Here is a 15511-nt window from a genome sequence, read left to right as displayed (position 1 = left end):
AATTGGCGTTGCAACAAGGGTTGAATCCATGAACACGACCATTCGCAAAATCGGCAATTCCGAAGGCGTGATCCTGCCCAAGGAAATTCTCGATCACCTGAATCTGAAGGCCGGCGATCAGCTTGAGATCGTCGAAACGAGCAAGGGCATCGCCCTTCGGCCAGTGGACGACAGCTTCGAGCGGCAGATGGAAGCTGCTCGCCAAGTCATGGACAAATACAAGGTCGCGCTTCAGAAGCTCGCCGAATGAGCTGGGAGTTCCTGAGCCGGCGTGCGGTCGAAGCCATGCACGCCGAGCAGTTGCGTCGGCACGGCGGCGCGCACGGTTTGAGGGATGAGAATGCCCTCGAATCGGCGCTCGCCCGAGCCGAGAACAAGGCCAACTATGGTGATCCATCGATCGAGGATCTGGCCGCGGCCTATATCTTCGGCATCGCCAGAAATCACGCCTTCGTCGACGGCAACAAGCGCACGGCCATCATCGCCGCCGGCGCGTTCCTGATTGTCAACGGCTATGTGCTGACGGCCGACAACGGCACGATCTATGAGTTCGTCATGGGCGTTGCCGCCGGCGAGATCGACGAGGCTGGTGCTGCGGCGTTCTTCCGCGACCATGTCATCAAGATCGATGTCTAATTGTCGGAGAGCTTGACGATTTCCCACTCCTTGCCGTTCACCACGGCAATTTCGCCGACCTTCTTGCCGAACAAGGCCAGGGCCATCGGTGAAACATGGGAAATCGTCCCCTTGGCCGGATCGGCCTCATCCTCGCCGACGATCTTCCAGTGCACCTTCCTGCCGTCATCGCCTTCCAGCGTGACGCCCATGCCGAAGCGAACCAGGTCGCTGCCCGGTTCCGGCACGGAAAGCTCGGCGCTTTCACGCCGCGCGGTCCAGTAGCGCAGATCACGCGAGATGAGCGCGATGCGCTCGCGGTCGGCCCTCTTTTCCGCTCTGCCCAGATCGTCGCGCAGGGCAGCCAGTTCGGCGTCGATCAGCGCCAGGCCGCGTTGCGTCACCAGATTGCGATGGTGGCTGATCGGCCGCTCGCCGATGCCGGCGATGGCGTTTTCGCTATCTTCTTCGCGCGTGAAGGCTCTGCTCATCAGTCGAGCTTATGCCTCGCGTGGCGACTCCACAAGCTATTGCCGGCAAACCGGATCTGCCGATCCGGCGTGACACGATTCCTGCGGCGCGACGGCAGGACGCTGGGAATTTGTGTGGCTTTGCGCAACTGACCGTCGGACGCAATCATGCGAGTTGAATGCCCGTTCTCAGTCCAGCGCAGCAGTAGGGCGGAGTGAGCCGACCTTGGCGCCGATCCGGCTTTCTATGGGCGGATGTGCCTGTTCGATCAGTATCGCCGCCAGCGCCTTGTCGGCGTGCAAAAACCTGGCCAGCACGGCCGCGACCGTGACTTCAGCGGCGCGGCCGGCGCCATCATCGCATTTCAGCGCAATGCCAAGGCCAAGCTCGGGAAGTGCCGCGCAATAGACGCCTTCTGCCCCTACCTTCACAAAAATCCGGCCTGACCCGGCCTGCATCAGCGCCACATCGGCCCTGCCCGTGCCGGCGACCAGAAACGGCTCGGCCATGCAGGCGGAAAGCAGCCGCTTTGCGGCTTTGGCGCGCACGGGCTCAAAGCCGATACCTGTCGCCATGCGGGCAAAGCCGAGCGCGAAGCTGCGCAGCGGCGCGGCATAGGTCGGGATCGAGCAGCCGTCGGTGCCGCAATGATCGACATCATGAGCGGCACCGGTCACCGCTTGCATCGCATCGCGCACCAGCTCTTGCGAGGCATGGCCGGACTTGACATAGCCGCGATAGGCGATGCCGGCGTGGGCGCAGGTGCAGACAAAACCCGCATGCTTGCCGGAACAATTGTTGTGCAGCGCGTTTGGCGAGGTGCCGGCACGGGCGAGCGCAATTGTCGCGTCATGGCTGGACGGCCAATGGGCGCCGCATTCCAGCGCCGCCACGTCCAGCCCGGCCTTGGCCAGCATCGCCCGCGCCAGTTCGACATGCGCCGGCTCGCCCGAATGCGAAGCGCAGGCCAGCGCCAGTTCGCGGTCGCCGAAACCGTACGCATCGGCGGCGCCGCTTTCGACCAGCGGCAGCGCCTGGATCGCCTTGACCGCCGAGCGCGGGAACACCGGGCGAGCCGTATCGCCGATTTCCCAGACCGGCTTGCCATCGGCATCGAAGACCGCAATGGCGCCACGATGCGCGCTCTCGACCTCGGCGCCGCGCAAAACTTCGACCAGAACCGGATTTGTCATGAATTCCCCGCTAACGCACGACCTCGAAAATCGGATTCGATTTTCGAAAAGGATCATGCGTAAAATCAAAGTGTTACAGCGTCCTTTGCGCGCCCGGAAGGGCGCGCGGCGCCGTAATGCGGGCGGTTTTTATCTGATCCGATCGAGAATGGAAACATAGTTGGCGACGGCGGCGCCGCCCATGTTGAAGATGCCGCCGAGCTTTGCTCCGGGCACCTGGATGCCGCCGGCCTCGCCGACGAGCTGCATGGCGCTCAGCACGTGCATCGACACGCCGGTGGCGCCGATCGGATGGCCCTTGGCCTTCAGCCCGCCTGACGGATTGACCGGCAGCCGGCCGTCCTTCGCCGTCTCGCCGTCCAGCGCCAGTTTTGCGCCCTCGCCCGGTTTGGCCAGGCCCATCGCCTCATATTCGATCAGCTCGGCGATGGTGAAGCAGTCGTGCGTCTCGACGAAGGACAGATCGTCGAGCGTCACACCGGCCTTGTTCAGCGCCTGATTCCAGGCCTGCTCGCAACCCTCGAATGCCAGGATGTCACGCTTCGACATCGGCAGGAAATCCTGCACATGCTCGTTGGCGCGGAAAGCGACGGCGCGGCGCATCTTCAATGCCGTCGCCGTGTCGGCAAGCACCAGCGCGGCGGCGCCGTCCGACACTAGCGAGCAGTCGGTACGCTTCAGGGGACCGGCGACGAAGGGGTTCTTCTCGCTCTCGTGCCGGCAGAACTCATAGCCGAAATCCTTGCGCATCTGCGCGTAGGGATTGTCGACGCCGTTCCTGTGGTTCTTGGCGGCGATCATCGCCAGGGCGTCCGACTGGTCGCCATAGCGTTGGAAATAGGCTTGGGCGATCTGGCCGAAAACGCCGGCGAAGCCTGCCGGCGTGTCGCCCTCCTCGGGCAGATAAGAGGCCTTGAGAAGATTCTTGCCGATTTCCTGACCTGATGTCGTCGTCATCTGCTCGGCGCCGACCACCAGCACGATGCGAGCCGCATTGGCGTCGATGGCGCGGATGCCTTGCCTGACCGCCGCCGAGCCGGTGGCGCAGGCGTTCTCGACGCGCGTCGCCGGCTTGAAGCGCAGCCGGTCGTCGGCCTGCAGGACCAGGCTTGCGGTGAAATCCTGTGCGGAAAAGCCGGCATTGAAGTGGCCGAGCACGATCTCGTCGACCTCGTCCGGACCGATGCCGGCATGATCGAGCGCCTCGCTAGCCACCTTGGTAATGAGGCCCTCCAGTGTCTCGCCTTCGAGCTTGCCGAAGCGCGAATGCGCCCAGCCGACGATGCATGCTGTCATGGTTATCTCCATCCCTGCGGGCCGGGGCTACGCGATGTCGCGGCGCGCTATCAACATTGTTCAAGAATGAACCGTTCCAGCGACTTCGTAAAGGGGCCAGAACCACACAACCGCTTGATCTTGATATCTGGTCACGGCAGCTGACATTTGCCACAAAATCGCGTCGGATTTTTGTTGATTGATCCGTCAATAAAAAATAATCTTGCGGCAACGGACCGGAGCAAAGATGCCGAAAATCGGAATGGAGCCGCTGCGCCGCAGGGCGCTGATCGACGCGACGATCTCGGCGATCGGCGAGCGCGGTTCGCTTGATGTGACGATGTCGGAAATCGCCGGGCGCGCCGGGGTGTCCTCGGCGCTCGCCCATCACTATTTCGGCGCCAAGGACGAACTTTTGCTGGCGACGATGCGGCACATCCTGGCCGAGTTGACCGCCGACATGCGGCGCGCACTTCGATCGGCCAGCACGCCACGCCAGCGCGTTTCGGCGGTGGTCGCGGTCAATTTCTCCGACGCCCAGTTCCAGCCGGAAACGATAGCCGCCTGGCTCGCCTTTTATGTCGAGGCGCAGAAATCGCCAGCGCTGCGCCGGCTGCTCAAGGTCTATGCGCGACGCCTGCATTCCAATCTGTTGAGCGGGCTGACCGGCATCCTGCCGAGAAGCGAAGCCGACCGCGTCGCCGAGGCGACAGCGGCGCTGATCGACGGGCTCTACATCAGGCGCGCGCTGAAGGACGGCGTGCCCAATGCCGCGACCGCGATCGCGCTGATCGAGGACTATCTCGAAACGAAACTCAACCGGCGGAGCGCGCAGTGACGTCGAAGCGACCCAATTTTCTGATCGTCATGGTCGATCAGCTCAACGGCACATTGTTCCCGGATGGGCCGGCGGACTTCCTGCATGCGCCGCATCTGAAGGCGCTGGCGGCTCGTTCGGCGCGCTTCAAGAACAATTACACCGCCTCGCCGCTCTGTGCGCCGGGCCGTGCGGCGTTCATGAGCGGCCAGTTGCCGTCGCGCACCGAGGTCTATGACAATGCCGCCGAATTCGCCTCGTCGATCCCGACCTATGCGCATCATCTGCGTGCCGCCGGCTACCACACCTGCCTGTCCGGCAAGATGCATTTCGTCGGGCCGGATCAGTTGCATGGCTTCGAGGAGCGGCTGACCACCGACATCTATCCGGCCGATTTCGGTTGGACGCCGGATTATCGCAAGCCCGGCGAGCGGATCGACTGGTGGTATCATAATCTCGGTTCGGTGGCCGGCGCCGGTGTCGCCGAGATCACCAACCAGATGGAATATGACGACGAGGTCGCCTTTCACGCGGTGCAGAAGCTTTATGATTTCGCCCGCGTCTCGGACGATGCCGCGCGCCGGCCGTGGTGCCTGACCGTCTCCTTCACCCATCCGCACGACCCCTATGTCGCGCGCCGGCGCAATTGGGATCTCTACGAGGATTGCCCGGCGCTCGTGCCGGAAGTCGGCTTCATCCCCTATGACGAACAGGATCCGCATTCGCAGCGGCTTTACCGCGCCAGCGACTATGACAGTTTCGACATCACCGGCGAGCAGATCCGCCGCGCGCGGCGCGGCTATTTCGCCAGCATCTCCTATCTCGACGACAAGGTCGGCGAACTGCTGTCGGTGCTCGAGCGCACGCGAATGCTCGACGACACGATCATCCTGTTCTGCTCCGATCACGGCGACATGCTCGGCGAGCGCGGCCTGTGGTTCAAGATGTGCTTCTTCGAGGGCTCGGCGCGGGTGCCGCTGATGATCGCCGGAAGAGACATTTCGGCCATCCTGATCGACGCACCGGTCTCCAATCTCGACGTCGTGCCGACGCTTTGCGACCTCGCCGGCATCGACATGAGCGCGATTGCGCCATGGACCGACGGCCAGTCGCTGCTGCCGCTGCTCGACGGCAAGACGCGCACTGAACCTGTGCTGATGGAATATGCGGCCGAAGGCTCCAACGCGCCGATGGTAGCGATCCGCGAGGGCCGTTACAAATTCATCCATTGCGAGATCGATCCGCCGCAACTGTTTGATCTTGAATCGGATCCGCGGGAATTGACCAACCGCGCCGCCGACCCGGCGCACGCGGCTTTGGTGGCTTCTTTCACCGATAAGGTCCGGGCGCGCTGGGACATGGCTGCCTTCGATGCCGCCGTACGCGCCAGCCAGGCGCGCCGCTGGGTGGTCTATCCGGCGCTGCGCAACGGCACGCATTACCCCTGGGAATTCCAGCCGCTGCAGAAGGCCTCGGAACGTTACATGCGCAACCACATGAACCTCGACCTGCTCGAAGAGCAGAAGCGCTTTCCACGAGGCGAATGATGGCAGACGGTCTTGAGGCGGATTTCGTCATCATCGGCGCCGGCTCGGCCGGCTCGGCCATGGCCTACCGGCTGTCGGAGGATGGCAAATATTCGGTGATCGTCATCGAATTTGGCGGCAGCGACATCGGGCCGCTGATCCAGATGCCGTCGGCGCTGTCGATCCCGCTCAATATGAGCCTCTACGACTGGGGTTTTGCCAGCGAGCCGGAGCCGCATCTCGGCGGCCGTGTGCTGGCGACGCCGCGCGGCAAGGTCATCGGCGGCTCGTCCTCGATCAACGGCATGGTCTATGTACGCGGTCACGCCCGCGATTTCGACCATTGGGCAGAACAGGGCGCGGCTGGCTGGGGGTTTGCCGACGTGCTCCCCTACTTCAAGCGCATGGAGGACGCCAACGGCGGCGAGAATGGCTGGCGCGGCCACGGCGGCCCGCTGACGGTGCAGCGCGGCTCAAGGACGAATCCACTCTACGGCGCCTTCGTCGAGGCAGGCCGTCAGGCCGGCTTCGAGCTGACCGACGACTACAACGGCGCGAAGCAGGAAGGCTTTGGTCCGATGGAGCAGACCATTCGCGGCGGCCGCCGCTGGTCGGCGGCGAGTGCCTATCTCAGGCCGGCGCTGAGGCGGAAAAATGTAAGCCTGGTCAAGGGCTTCGCCCGACGGGTGATCATCGAGAATCAACGCGCCACCGGTGTTGAGATCGAAGTGCGCAGACGGATTCAGGTGATCAAGGCGCGACGTGAAGTGATCGTTGCCGCCTCCTCGATCAATTCGCCCAAGATCCTGATGCTGTCCGGCATCGGCCCGGCCCAACATCTGAGGGAATACGGCATTCCGGTGATCGCCGACCGGCCCGGCGTCGGCCGCAACCTGCAGGACCATATGGAACTCTACATCCAGCAGGAATCGACGCAGCCGATCACGCTGAATTCGGTGCTGAACCCGTTCTCCAAGGCGCTGATCGGCGCGCAATGGCTGTTCTTCAAATCGGGCCTCGGCGCAACCAACCATTTCGAGGCGGCCGCCTTCGTGCGCTCGCGCGCCGGCGTCGACTATCCCGACATCCAGTATCACTTCATCCCGGCGGCGGTCCGCTATGACGGCAAGGCGGCGGCGAAAGCGCACGGTTTCCAGGCGCATGTCGGGCCGATGCGATCGAAGTCGCGCGGTTCGGTCACGCTGCGCTCGCCCGATCCCGGATCGAAGCCGGTGATCCGCTTCAACTACATGTCGCATCCGGACGACTGGATCGAGTTCCGCCACTGCATCCGGCTGACGCGCGAGATCTTCGGCCAGTCGGCATTCGACCCTTATCGCGGCAAGGAGATCTCGCCGGGCTCGCACGTGCAGTCGGACGACGATCTCGATGCCTTCATCCGCGACCACGCCGAAAGCGCCTACCACCCCTGCGGCACTTGCAAGATGGGCCGCAAGGATGATCGGATGAGCGTCGTCGATCCGGAATGCCATGTCATCGGCGTCGAAGGGCTGCGGATCGCCGATTCTTCGATCTTCCCGCGCGTCACCAACGGCAATCTGAACGCGCCGTCGATCATGACCGGCGAAAAGGCCGCCGACCACATTCTCGGCCGCACGCCGCTGGCGCCGTCCAACCAGGAACCATGGATCAATCCGCGCTGGCAGGTGTCGGATCGATAGAACGACGTGCGTCCATTCGGACGCACAAGCGCTCTATCGCTTTTTTAGTCCTCGCATCGTGCCTTCCGAAAATCGATTCCGATCTTCGAGCCGATGCGATAAGCCATGATCCGGCGGTGCCCGCCCGCCGGTCCCATCGAAAGACAGTTTGGAGAAGGTCCCATGCGCGCCCAGCCAAAGGCATCGCACTATGTCAACGGACGCTACATCGACGATGAGCAAGGTGCGCCGCTGCCGGTCATCTATCCGGCAACCGGCGAGACCATCGCGATGCTGCGTTCGGCGACGCCGAACGTGCTTGAACTGGCGATCGAAGCAGCGCGTGCAGCACAACCGGCCTGGGCGCGGCTGAAGCCGGTCGAGCGCGGGCGCATCCTGCGCCGCGCCGCCGACATATTGCGCGTGCGCAATGCCGACCTGGCGCGCATCGAGACGCTGGATACCGGCAAGGCGATCCAGGAGACACTGGTGGCGGACGCGCCATCGGCAGCCGACTGCCTCGAATATTTCGGCGGCGCGGTCGCTGCCTATAATGGCGAGTCCGTCGATCTCGGCGGCGCCTTTGCCTATACAAGGCGCGAGGCGCTGGGCGTCTGCGTCGGCATCGGCGCCTGGAACTACCCGATCCAGATCGCCGGCTGGAAATCGGCGCCGGCACTCGCCATGGGCAACGCCATGGTGTTCAAGCCGTCGGAGAACACGCCGCTGTCGGCGCTGGCGCTCGCCGAAATCTATACCGAGGCCGGCCTGCCCGACGGGCTGTTCAACGTCGTGCAAGGCCATGGCGATGTCGGCGCCGGCCTCGTCGGCCACGATGTCGTCGCCAAGGTCTCGGTGACCGGCTCGGTGCCGACCGGCCGCAAGGTGCTGTCGCTCGCCGGCTCGAAGATAAAGCACGCCACCATGGAACTTGGCGGCAAGTCGCCGCTGATCGTCTTCGACGATGCCGATCTCGAAAACGCCATCGGCGGCGCCATGCTCGGCAATTTCTATTCGACCGGCCAGATCTGCTCCAACGGCACGCGGGTCTTCGTGCAGAAGGGCATCCACGACCGTTTCGTCGAACGGCTGATCGAACGGACCAAGAAAATCCGTATCGGCGATCCGCTGGACCAGGAAACGCAGATGGGACCGCTGGTCTCCAAGGCGCAGCATGAAAAGGTCATCGGCTATATCGAGGCCGGCAAGCAGGATGGCGCTGTGCTCGCCTGCGGCGGCAATGTACCTTCGCTGCAAGGTTTCCAGGGCGGCTGCTTCGTCGAGCCGACGGTCTTCACCAGCGTCACCGACACGATGCGCATCGCGCGCGAGGAGATTTTCGGGCCTGTCATGAGCGTGCTGAAATTCGACGGTGAGGATGAGGTGATCGACCGCGCCAACGATACCGAATTTGGCCTTGCCGCCGGCGTGTTCACGCGCGATCTGCCGCGCGCCCACCGCGTCATCGCCGAGTTGCAGGCCGGCACCTGCTGGATCAACGCCTACAATCTGACGCCCGTCGAAATTCCCTTCGGCGGCTTCAAGCAGTCGGGAATCGGGCGAGAAAACTCGCTTGCCGCGTTGGCACTCTATTCGCAGTTGAAGTCGGTCTATGTCGAGACCGGCGACGTCGCGAGCCCCTATTGAGGCTCACCGGCGCCGCCGACCAGAGACCTTAGCCAGAGAACTTAGAACGTCTGGTTGTAGGCGCCGACTTCGGGGCTGCGGCGCAGCACCGCATCGACGGCTTCGAACATCTGACGGCGCCGCTCCGACGACACCGGGCTCTCCACCACGACGACAAGCTCCGGCTTGTTCGACGACGCCCGCACCAGGCCCCAGGTGCCATCCTCGGCAACGACGCGAACGCCATTGACGGTGATCAGCTCGGCGATCTTCTGGCCAGCGAAGATGGCGCCGTCGTGCTTCATGGCCTGAAAGTCGGAAACGACCCGCTCGACCACGCGATATTTCAGCTCGTCGGCGCAGTGCGGCGACATGGTCGGCGTGCCGAAGGTCAGCGGCAGGTCGCGATAGAGATCGGCCATGCTGCTTGTCGGGCTGCGATCCAGCATCTCGCAGATGGCGATGGCTGTGATCAGACCATCGTCATAGCCGCGCCCGATCGGCGGATTGAAGAAGAAATGACCGGATTTCTCGAAACCGGCGATAGCGCCAAGCTCGGCGACGCGCCGTTTTATGTAGGAGTGGCCGGTCTTCCAGTAGTCGGTGACGGCGCCATCGGCGCGCAGCGCGGCGTCGGTATTGAACAATCCGGTCGACTTGACGTCGACGACGAAGGTCGAGCCTGGATGCAGGCGCGCAATGTCACGCGCGAGCATGACGCCGACCTTGTCGGCGAAGATCTCGTTGCCCTCATTGTCGACCACGCCGCAGCGGTCGCCATCGCCGTCGAAGCCAAGCCCGACGTCTGCTCCTGTCTCCAGCACCTTGTCGCGGATCGCGTGCAGCATCTTCATGTCTTCGGGATTGGGGTTGTAGTTCGGAAACCTATGATCGAGCTCGACATCGAGCGGGATCACCTCGCAGCCGATCCGTTCCAGCGCTTCAGGTGCAAAAGCGCCGGCAGTGCCGTTGCCGCAGGCGGCGACCACCTTGAGCTTTCTCGCTATGCGCTTGTCGCGGGTCAGGTCGTCGAGATAGATCTTGCGGAAATCCGCAACGAAGTCATAGGAGCCGCCGCCGACCAGATCGAAGTCGCCGGCAAGCACGATCGCCTTCAATGCGCTCATTTCCTCCGGACCGAAAGTCAGCGGACGCGCCGCCCCCATCTTGACGCCGCTCCAGCCGTTCTCGTTGTGCGAGGCGGTGACCATGGCGACAGACGGCGTGTCGAGCGCGAACTGGGCGAAATAAGCCATCGGCGATAGCGCCAACCCGATATCCCTAACCCGCGCGCCGGCGGCCATCAGCCCGGAAACCAGCGCCAGCTTGATCGCCAGCGAATAGGAGCGGAAATCATGCCCGGTCACGATGTCCGGCCCGGCGCCCAAACGCCGGATCAGCGTGCCGAGCCCCATGCCGAGCGCCTGGACACCGATCAGGTTGAGCTCAGGTGGCTCTGCAGAGCCCGGATGGCCGAACCACCAGCGCGCATCATACTCACGAAAGCCGGACGCCTTGATCAGCGCCGAGGTTTCAAACTCGAAAGTGTTGGGAAGGGCTTCGCTAACAATCTTCAGGGACAAGACAGCAACTCCAAGCGGCTGGATTCAGAGTGGTTTCAACGCAGGTGGCCATGCCTATAACACGAGCCGTTAAGCGGTGTTTATCCCGCAGGGAACTGAAACCTGTATGACGTTAGAGCGAAACGGCAAGAAATGCGACAGAAGCGCTGCCATTGGCGCTTGCAGGAACGAAGTACGGCGGCTATAAGCCCGCGGTCTGGTCACGGAGTGTAGCGCAGCCTGGTAGCGCACATCGTTCGGGACGATGGGGTCGCAGGTTCAAATCCTGCCACTCCGACCAGAAAAAACAATGGGTTAGGCATCCCGAATACTGCCTGCCCCACAGATATCCCCACTGAAAAGATGGAAAAGTATCTAGGCCGCTCGATGGAGCTGGCAGACGCATAACTATTTAACTGCGACACGCTATTGCTGCCATTTCACCCGCCAACCCAGGTCGGCTGTTCCGGCACATACCCACTCGCGATTTTGCAGAATCTGAGGCCGCGCCATCTAAACTATGTCTGCTTCGCGCACCATTGGCGCTGTGCGCGGGATTTAGGCGGATCGGACACCGCCGGCACCGGCGAATCGTCCAACGATCTTGCCCAGCGTTCGCAGCGTCCAGGCCAGCGGCGCCAGAACCATCCTCAGCAGAGAAGCCAGGACAAGACAGAGTATAAGGTAGGCTGCAAAGGCGCCGAGCCAGGCCGGGAGACCTGCTTGTTCGGCTATCCAACCGGCTGCGTTTGTCAGAAGGTGAGGTCGCGTGATCGCCACATAGGGAAGTGCGACGACGGCGGCGACACCGGCTGCGGTACCGACGGCGGAAAGCGATTGGAACGCACCTTTGCCTGCAGCCCTCAGATGTACTATCCGCACAGTTCCGCGACCAGCTGCGGCCACCGGTGCCCTCGCAACGCGCAATGCCTTGGCTGCGGCGCCCATGCCCCCGACGACTATTGCCGCATCGAAGGCCGCCCAACCCATCTCGCCCCAGGTCGGAAGCCGCTCGCCGCGGGTGATCACCCCTTCCAGATCGGAAACGCCGCCCAGGACTATGTTCTTCGCACCAAGCAGCGTGCGGGTGAACTGTCTGCGGACTGCTGTTCCGTCAACGATCTCGAACTCCGACAGCATCTCATGCCCGCGATCCTTGAGCTCGTGAATGGCAATAAGCCCATATTGCTCCGGCGAAATCTGGGCGAGGCCGAATCCCACCTGCCGGTCGTCCCACAGGCTCGAGAGGCCCTGACCGACGGTTTCCTGCAACAAGTACTGCGACGATCCATTCTTCACGAAGTAAGCAATCACCGGCACGACCGGATGGCCGAGGCGGTCGAAAACCTCCACGAAATCCGCATCCTCGCCATAGACGAGGAACACTCTGGCTGCATCGTCGCCATATTTCTTCGCTGCCTCATGCCAGCCGAGCCCGCCTGCCGCGCAGGCTGCAAGAACCCATGGCCGAGCCTGCTCCACAGCTTTGCTGCTGAGCGGGCAACGGGTGTCGTCCCGGCGAACTTCCTCCGCCAGCGCGGCTCGCATGACCTCATCCTCGAAGTGATGGGGCTCCCGCCATTCCCATCTGAGCGTCAGGACGATCGCCACAACGAGTGAGGCTGCTAGCAGATATCTCATTCTCAAGGGGGCATCCTCCCGCAGTCATGTCATGCCAAGACGTGCCGAAACTATCAACCAATCCCGATGAAGCGATCGTTAGTTCTGGGATGTGGTGGAAATTTGCTGGAGGGCGCGCCGACAGCGGACGTTTCGTTTTCCACCAAACCTCGGCGTTCATGGTCATTTTGGGGCCGAGAGGCGTCCGTCAGCTTTCGGGAATGCGATGTCGAGAAGTTGCCGTTCCGCTGCGCGGGACATGGGATAAATGCCGATACTAGGATTGCGCCGGCGTCTGTTGTGGAGAGTCGGAAGCGGTTGCGTCTGGGGTCACAGGTATCGGCCCAATCAGAGGGACTCTAAAAGCTTGTAACCGCACGCGGTCACCCGTCAATTTCCACTTCGGCTTCGCAGTTTACGGGCGCATTCAAAGGGATGGCCATGCCGATGGACGAGCGGGCGTGGGCGCCAGCGTCAGGCCCGTATAGGCGCAGTATCAAATCGGAATAGCCGTTTGTGACCAGTGGTGTCTCATTGAAACCCGGAGCAACATTCACCATGGCGAAGACGCGCAGCCAAGCAGTAACCCGATCGAGGTTTCCGACGGCCCGCTTGAGGCTCGCGAGATGGGCTAGGGCAACGAGCCGCGCAGATGCGTAACCCTGTTCTGGCGAAACCTCGGTCCCGACCTTGCCGAGGGGTCTTGCCAATGTTCCATCCCGGTTACACGCGACGTGACCCGAGATGTAGGCGCGGCTGCCGCGCACCCGGACCCAGGCGAAAGGCATATGCAGCCCCTCGCGAACTTTCAGAGGCTCGGGCAGTTCCAGGCCCATAGCAGCTAGACGTTGTTCGATGATGGTCATAGAGCACCTCCCGGCCCGATTAGGGTACGATGTCGTCGAGCTCCGGCATCAGCACGACGCTCTCGTTTGCTGCGGGGTCGTTGCGGGCACCGAGGAACTCGGCATTTTCCGTGCTGCGATTGACGGCCACGTGCGGAACGCCGGCCGGAATGAAAAGGTAGTCGCCGGGAAGGACCATATCGCACCGTTCGAGCGCGGCCCCCGACCAGATCTCGATCTCTTTGCCTGCGGTCATAAGAAGGGCTGTCTCGTGCCCCTGATGGCGATGGGCGCTGGTTCGTCGCCCTGCAGGTAGCGAGATTGTTCCGAGCCACAGCATGCTAGATCCGACGCTCTCCGCCGACACTCCCGAGCGATAGACAGATCCTTGCTCGGCGATATAGCTGTCACTCCCGCGTGCGATTTTCGCGGATAACGAAGAAGCATTTTTCGGTTGCATTGTTTCGTTCTTCATCGCTCTCACCACCTCAACTGCTGCATGGAGCTGAATCTGCGCGCGGAGTCGGCACAAGTCCTGAAACGACGCCGAAAAATTCCGAAAAACTGCAAAATCGGGCGTATCATTCCCAATATGAGCGCCCAGCACCTTGTATTCGGCCCCTTTGAGTTCATTATCGAGGACGGATGCCTTCACCGTGAGAATCGGCACGTCTCCATCGGCACCCGCGGCGCTTCATTACTTGCCGCTCTGCTCGCGGCAGATGGGCGTGTCATCACCAAGTCGGCGCTGATGGATGCCGTTTGGCCTGGGCTCGCTGTCGAGGAGAGTAATCTTTCCGTTCAGATTGCTGCCCTTCGCAAGCTGCTTGGCCCGGCATCAGACGGCGGCGACTGGATCGTCACGGTCCCACGGGTCGGATACAGATTTTCCGGTCCGGTAGAGAGCCGGTCCGCCGGACTCGGTAGCGAAGGGCGTTCAGAGGCGAGATCCAGCTCCGCTATTGCAGTACTGCCTTTCGAGAATCTCGGCGGCGGTGCAGAGAGACAGTATCTGGCCGACGGTATCGCCGACGACCTGATCATGGCACTCGCTCGGTTCCGATGGTTCCGCGTCGCGTCGCGCGGGGCGAGTTTCGCAAGGGGGAATGTCTCGAAGGACCCGAAGTCTATCGCGCGCGACCTTGGCGTCGATTTTCTTGTCGATGGAGCCATCCGTCGCGCCGGCGATCGGATGCGGATATCGGTGCACCTCGCGGACGCAATGAAGGGCGCCACCATCTGGTCCGAACATTACGATCTTCCGGTGGCCGAGGTATTTGCTGTGCAGGACGCCATCGCCGAGCGGATCGCAGCGGCGGTCGAGCCCGAGTTGCTGTTGCGCCATGGACTTCAGGTTGCTCCGCACACCGGCAACGTGACCGCCTGGGATCTCGTACGGCAAGGCACATTCAACTTTCACAAGGTCACGCAGCCGACGCACAGTCTCGCACGACAATTCTTCCGAGGGGCAACGGAACTCGATCCCATGCTTCCCGAGGCGCAGATTTGGCTGGCGCGGGTCAACGCAGGCCTCATCGCCTATGGTTGGACGGAAAATCTCGCCGCAGACGGGAAGGAAGGACTCGATGCGGCCCTGCGGGCGATATATCTCGATGCTCGAAATCCCTATGCCCACTATGCGTTGGCGATTGTGTCAGCCTACACAGGCAGGGCCGAACATGCGATCCTCGCAGCGGAACGGTCCATCGAACTCGGTCCGAGCTTTGCCTTGGGGTATCTCGTCCTCGGTATGGCCCGTCTTTTCGTGGGCGATGCGGCCGGTGCGCGAAAGCCGTTGGCTCGCGGCCTCGAACTCAACCCCCACGATCCCCAGAATGCGGTCTGGTTTAGCCTCTTGATGCTTGCGCTGTTCTTTTCGGGCGACGTCGAGGGCGCGCTCAACTCGGGACGCGCGGCGCTTAAGGCGCGGCCTGATTGGCCGGCGCTCCTCCGCATTCAGGCATGCTGCCAAGCAGCCGCGGGACATAATCAGGAGGCTCGCCGCCTCGCCGTCGCTGCAAGCGATCTCCCGGAGCCTGCAGGCGACGCGCTTGGTCCGTTCAGAGATGGGAACAGGGAATGGGCGGCTCGCCTCGAGGGCCTGCTGCGAAAGGCGGAACACGGGTCGGGACCCATAAACTGAGCGAAGACTCGGATGACGGCTTCGAGCCGCAAACGCGACCCCGTCAGGGTCTGCCGCGTTGTCCGCTTCCAGGCGAAGGCAAAGTTTACCCCTACGACAGAGATTAGGCGCATTGCGGACCAAGCGTTGGGCCGTATGCGACCGGAAGCTTCAGGAC

General features: G+C 62.6%; 14 protein-coding genes and 1 tRNA gene. 8 read left to right on the top strand and 7 right to left on the bottom strand.

Features of this window, described 5'->3' with window-relative positions; translation table 11 throughout:
* Positions 1-28: 28 nt before the first annotated feature.
* On the top strand, positions 29-250 hold the full coding sequence (locus AC0L2Z_RS24280) for an AbrB/MazE/SpoVT family DNA-binding domain-containing protein (protein WP_023800850.1): 222 nt from the start codon (positions 29-31) through the stop codon (positions 248-250).
* Positions 247-636: a type II toxin-antitoxin system death-on-curing family toxin gene (locus AC0L2Z_RS24275; RefSeq protein ID WP_473629520.1), complete on the top strand. Its 390-nt coding sequence runs from the start codon at positions 247-249 to the stop codon at positions 634-636. The genes AC0L2Z_RS24280 and AC0L2Z_RS24275 overlap by 4 nt, the downstream gene beginning before the upstream one ends.
* Here the strand turns inward: AC0L2Z_RS24275 and greA are convergent.
* The 3 genes from greA to AC0L2Z_RS24260 form a co-directional block, all read right to left on the bottom strand.
* On the bottom strand, positions 633-1106 hold the full coding sequence (greA, locus tag AC0L2Z_RS24270) for a transcription elongation factor GreA (protein ID WP_077382045.1): 474 nt from the start codon (positions 1104-1106) through the stop codon (positions 633-635). The two genes, AC0L2Z_RS24275 and greA, sit on opposite strands and share 4 nt — an antisense overlap.
* 168 nt (positions 1107-1274) lie before the next feature.
* A complete protein-coding gene (locus AC0L2Z_RS24265) occupies positions 1275-2279 on the bottom strand; it encodes an asparaginase (RefSeq protein WP_473516826.1) in 1005 nt (334 codons plus the stop codon).
* A 129-nt stretch (positions 2280-2408) separates the two neighbouring features.
* Positions 2409-3575, bottom strand: coding sequence for an acetyl-CoA acetyltransferase (locus AC0L2Z_RS24260; protein WP_473629519.1), 1167 nt, complete (start codon positions 3573-3575; stop codon positions 2409-2411).
* A 226-nt stretch (positions 3576-3801) separates the two neighbouring features.
* Here AC0L2Z_RS24260 and betI point away from each other — a divergent pair, with 226 nt between their 5' ends.
* From betI to betB, 4 genes are all read left to right on the top strand, one after another.
* Complete coding sequence (betI, locus tag AC0L2Z_RS24255; RefSeq protein ID WP_473629518.1) at positions 3802-4392, top strand: choline-binding transcriptional repressor BetI; 591 nt, start codon at positions 3802-3804, stop codon at positions 4390-4392.
* The gene (gene betC / locus AC0L2Z_RS24250; RefSeq protein ID WP_473629517.1) at positions 4389-5918 is read left to right on the top strand and encodes a choline-sulfatase; all 1530 of its coding nucleotides are present in this window, start codon (positions 4389-4391) and stop codon (positions 5916-5918) included. Before betI ends, betC begins: the two co-directional genes overlap by 4 nt.
* Positions 5918-7579: a choline dehydrogenase gene (gene betA, locus AC0L2Z_RS24245; RefSeq protein WP_473629516.1), complete on the top strand. Its 1662-nt coding sequence runs from the start codon at positions 5918-5920 to the stop codon at positions 7577-7579. The genes betC and betA overlap by 1 nt, the downstream gene beginning before the upstream one ends.
* Before the next feature lie 162 nt (positions 7580-7741).
* A complete protein-coding gene (betB, locus tag AC0L2Z_RS24240) occupies positions 7742-9205 on the top strand; it encodes a betaine-aldehyde dehydrogenase (protein WP_473629515.1) in 1464 nt (487 codons plus the stop codon).
* Positions 9206-9246: 41 nt separating this feature from the next.
* Here the strand turns inward: betB and AC0L2Z_RS24235 are convergent, their stop codons facing one another.
* Positions 9247-10767, bottom strand: coding sequence for a phosphomannomutase/phosphoglucomutase (locus AC0L2Z_RS24235; RefSeq protein WP_473629514.1), 1521 nt, complete (start codon positions 10765-10767; stop codon positions 9247-9249).
* 203 nt (positions 10768-10970) lie between these two features.
* Here AC0L2Z_RS24235 and AC0L2Z_RS24230 point away from each other — a divergent pair.
* Positions 10971-11047 (top strand) — tRNA-Pro (locus tag AC0L2Z_RS24230).
* Between the two features lie 257 nt (positions 11048-11304).
* On the opposite strand, the gene AC0L2Z_RS24225 is transcribed toward AC0L2Z_RS24230, so the two are convergent.
* The 3 genes from AC0L2Z_RS24225 to AC0L2Z_RS24215 form a co-directional block, all read right to left on the bottom strand.
* Positions 11305-12387 (bottom strand): hypothetical protein, encoded by a 1083-nt coding sequence (locus tag AC0L2Z_RS24225; protein ID WP_473629513.1) that lies wholly within the window; start codon positions 12385-12387, stop codon positions 11305-11307.
* A gap of 362 nt (positions 12388-12749) precedes the next feature.
* The gene (locus AC0L2Z_RS24220; RefSeq protein WP_473477236.1) at positions 12750-13232 is read right to left on the bottom strand and encodes a RidA family protein; all 483 of its coding nucleotides are present in this window, start codon (positions 13230-13232) and stop codon (positions 12750-12752) included.
* Positions 13233-13251: 19 nt separating this feature from the next.
* Positions 13252-13686: a cupin domain-containing protein gene (locus AC0L2Z_RS24215; RefSeq protein ID WP_473477233.1), complete on the bottom strand. Its 435-nt coding sequence runs from the start codon at positions 13684-13686 to the stop codon at positions 13252-13254.
* A 117-nt stretch (positions 13687-13803) separates the two neighbouring features.
* Between AC0L2Z_RS24215 and AC0L2Z_RS24210 the strand changes: the two genes are divergently transcribed.
* On the top strand, positions 13804-15354 hold the full coding sequence (locus AC0L2Z_RS24210) for a winged helix-turn-helix domain-containing protein (protein ID WP_473477230.1): 1551 nt from the start codon (positions 13804-13806) through the stop codon (positions 15352-15354).
* The last annotated feature ends 157 nt before the right edge of the window (positions 15355-15511 follow it).

The organism is Mesorhizobium sp. WSM4850 (assembly GCF_055811735.1).
The sequence above is the reverse complement of the archived record's forward strand: the minus strand, read 5'-3'. Positions and strand labels throughout refer to the sequence as shown.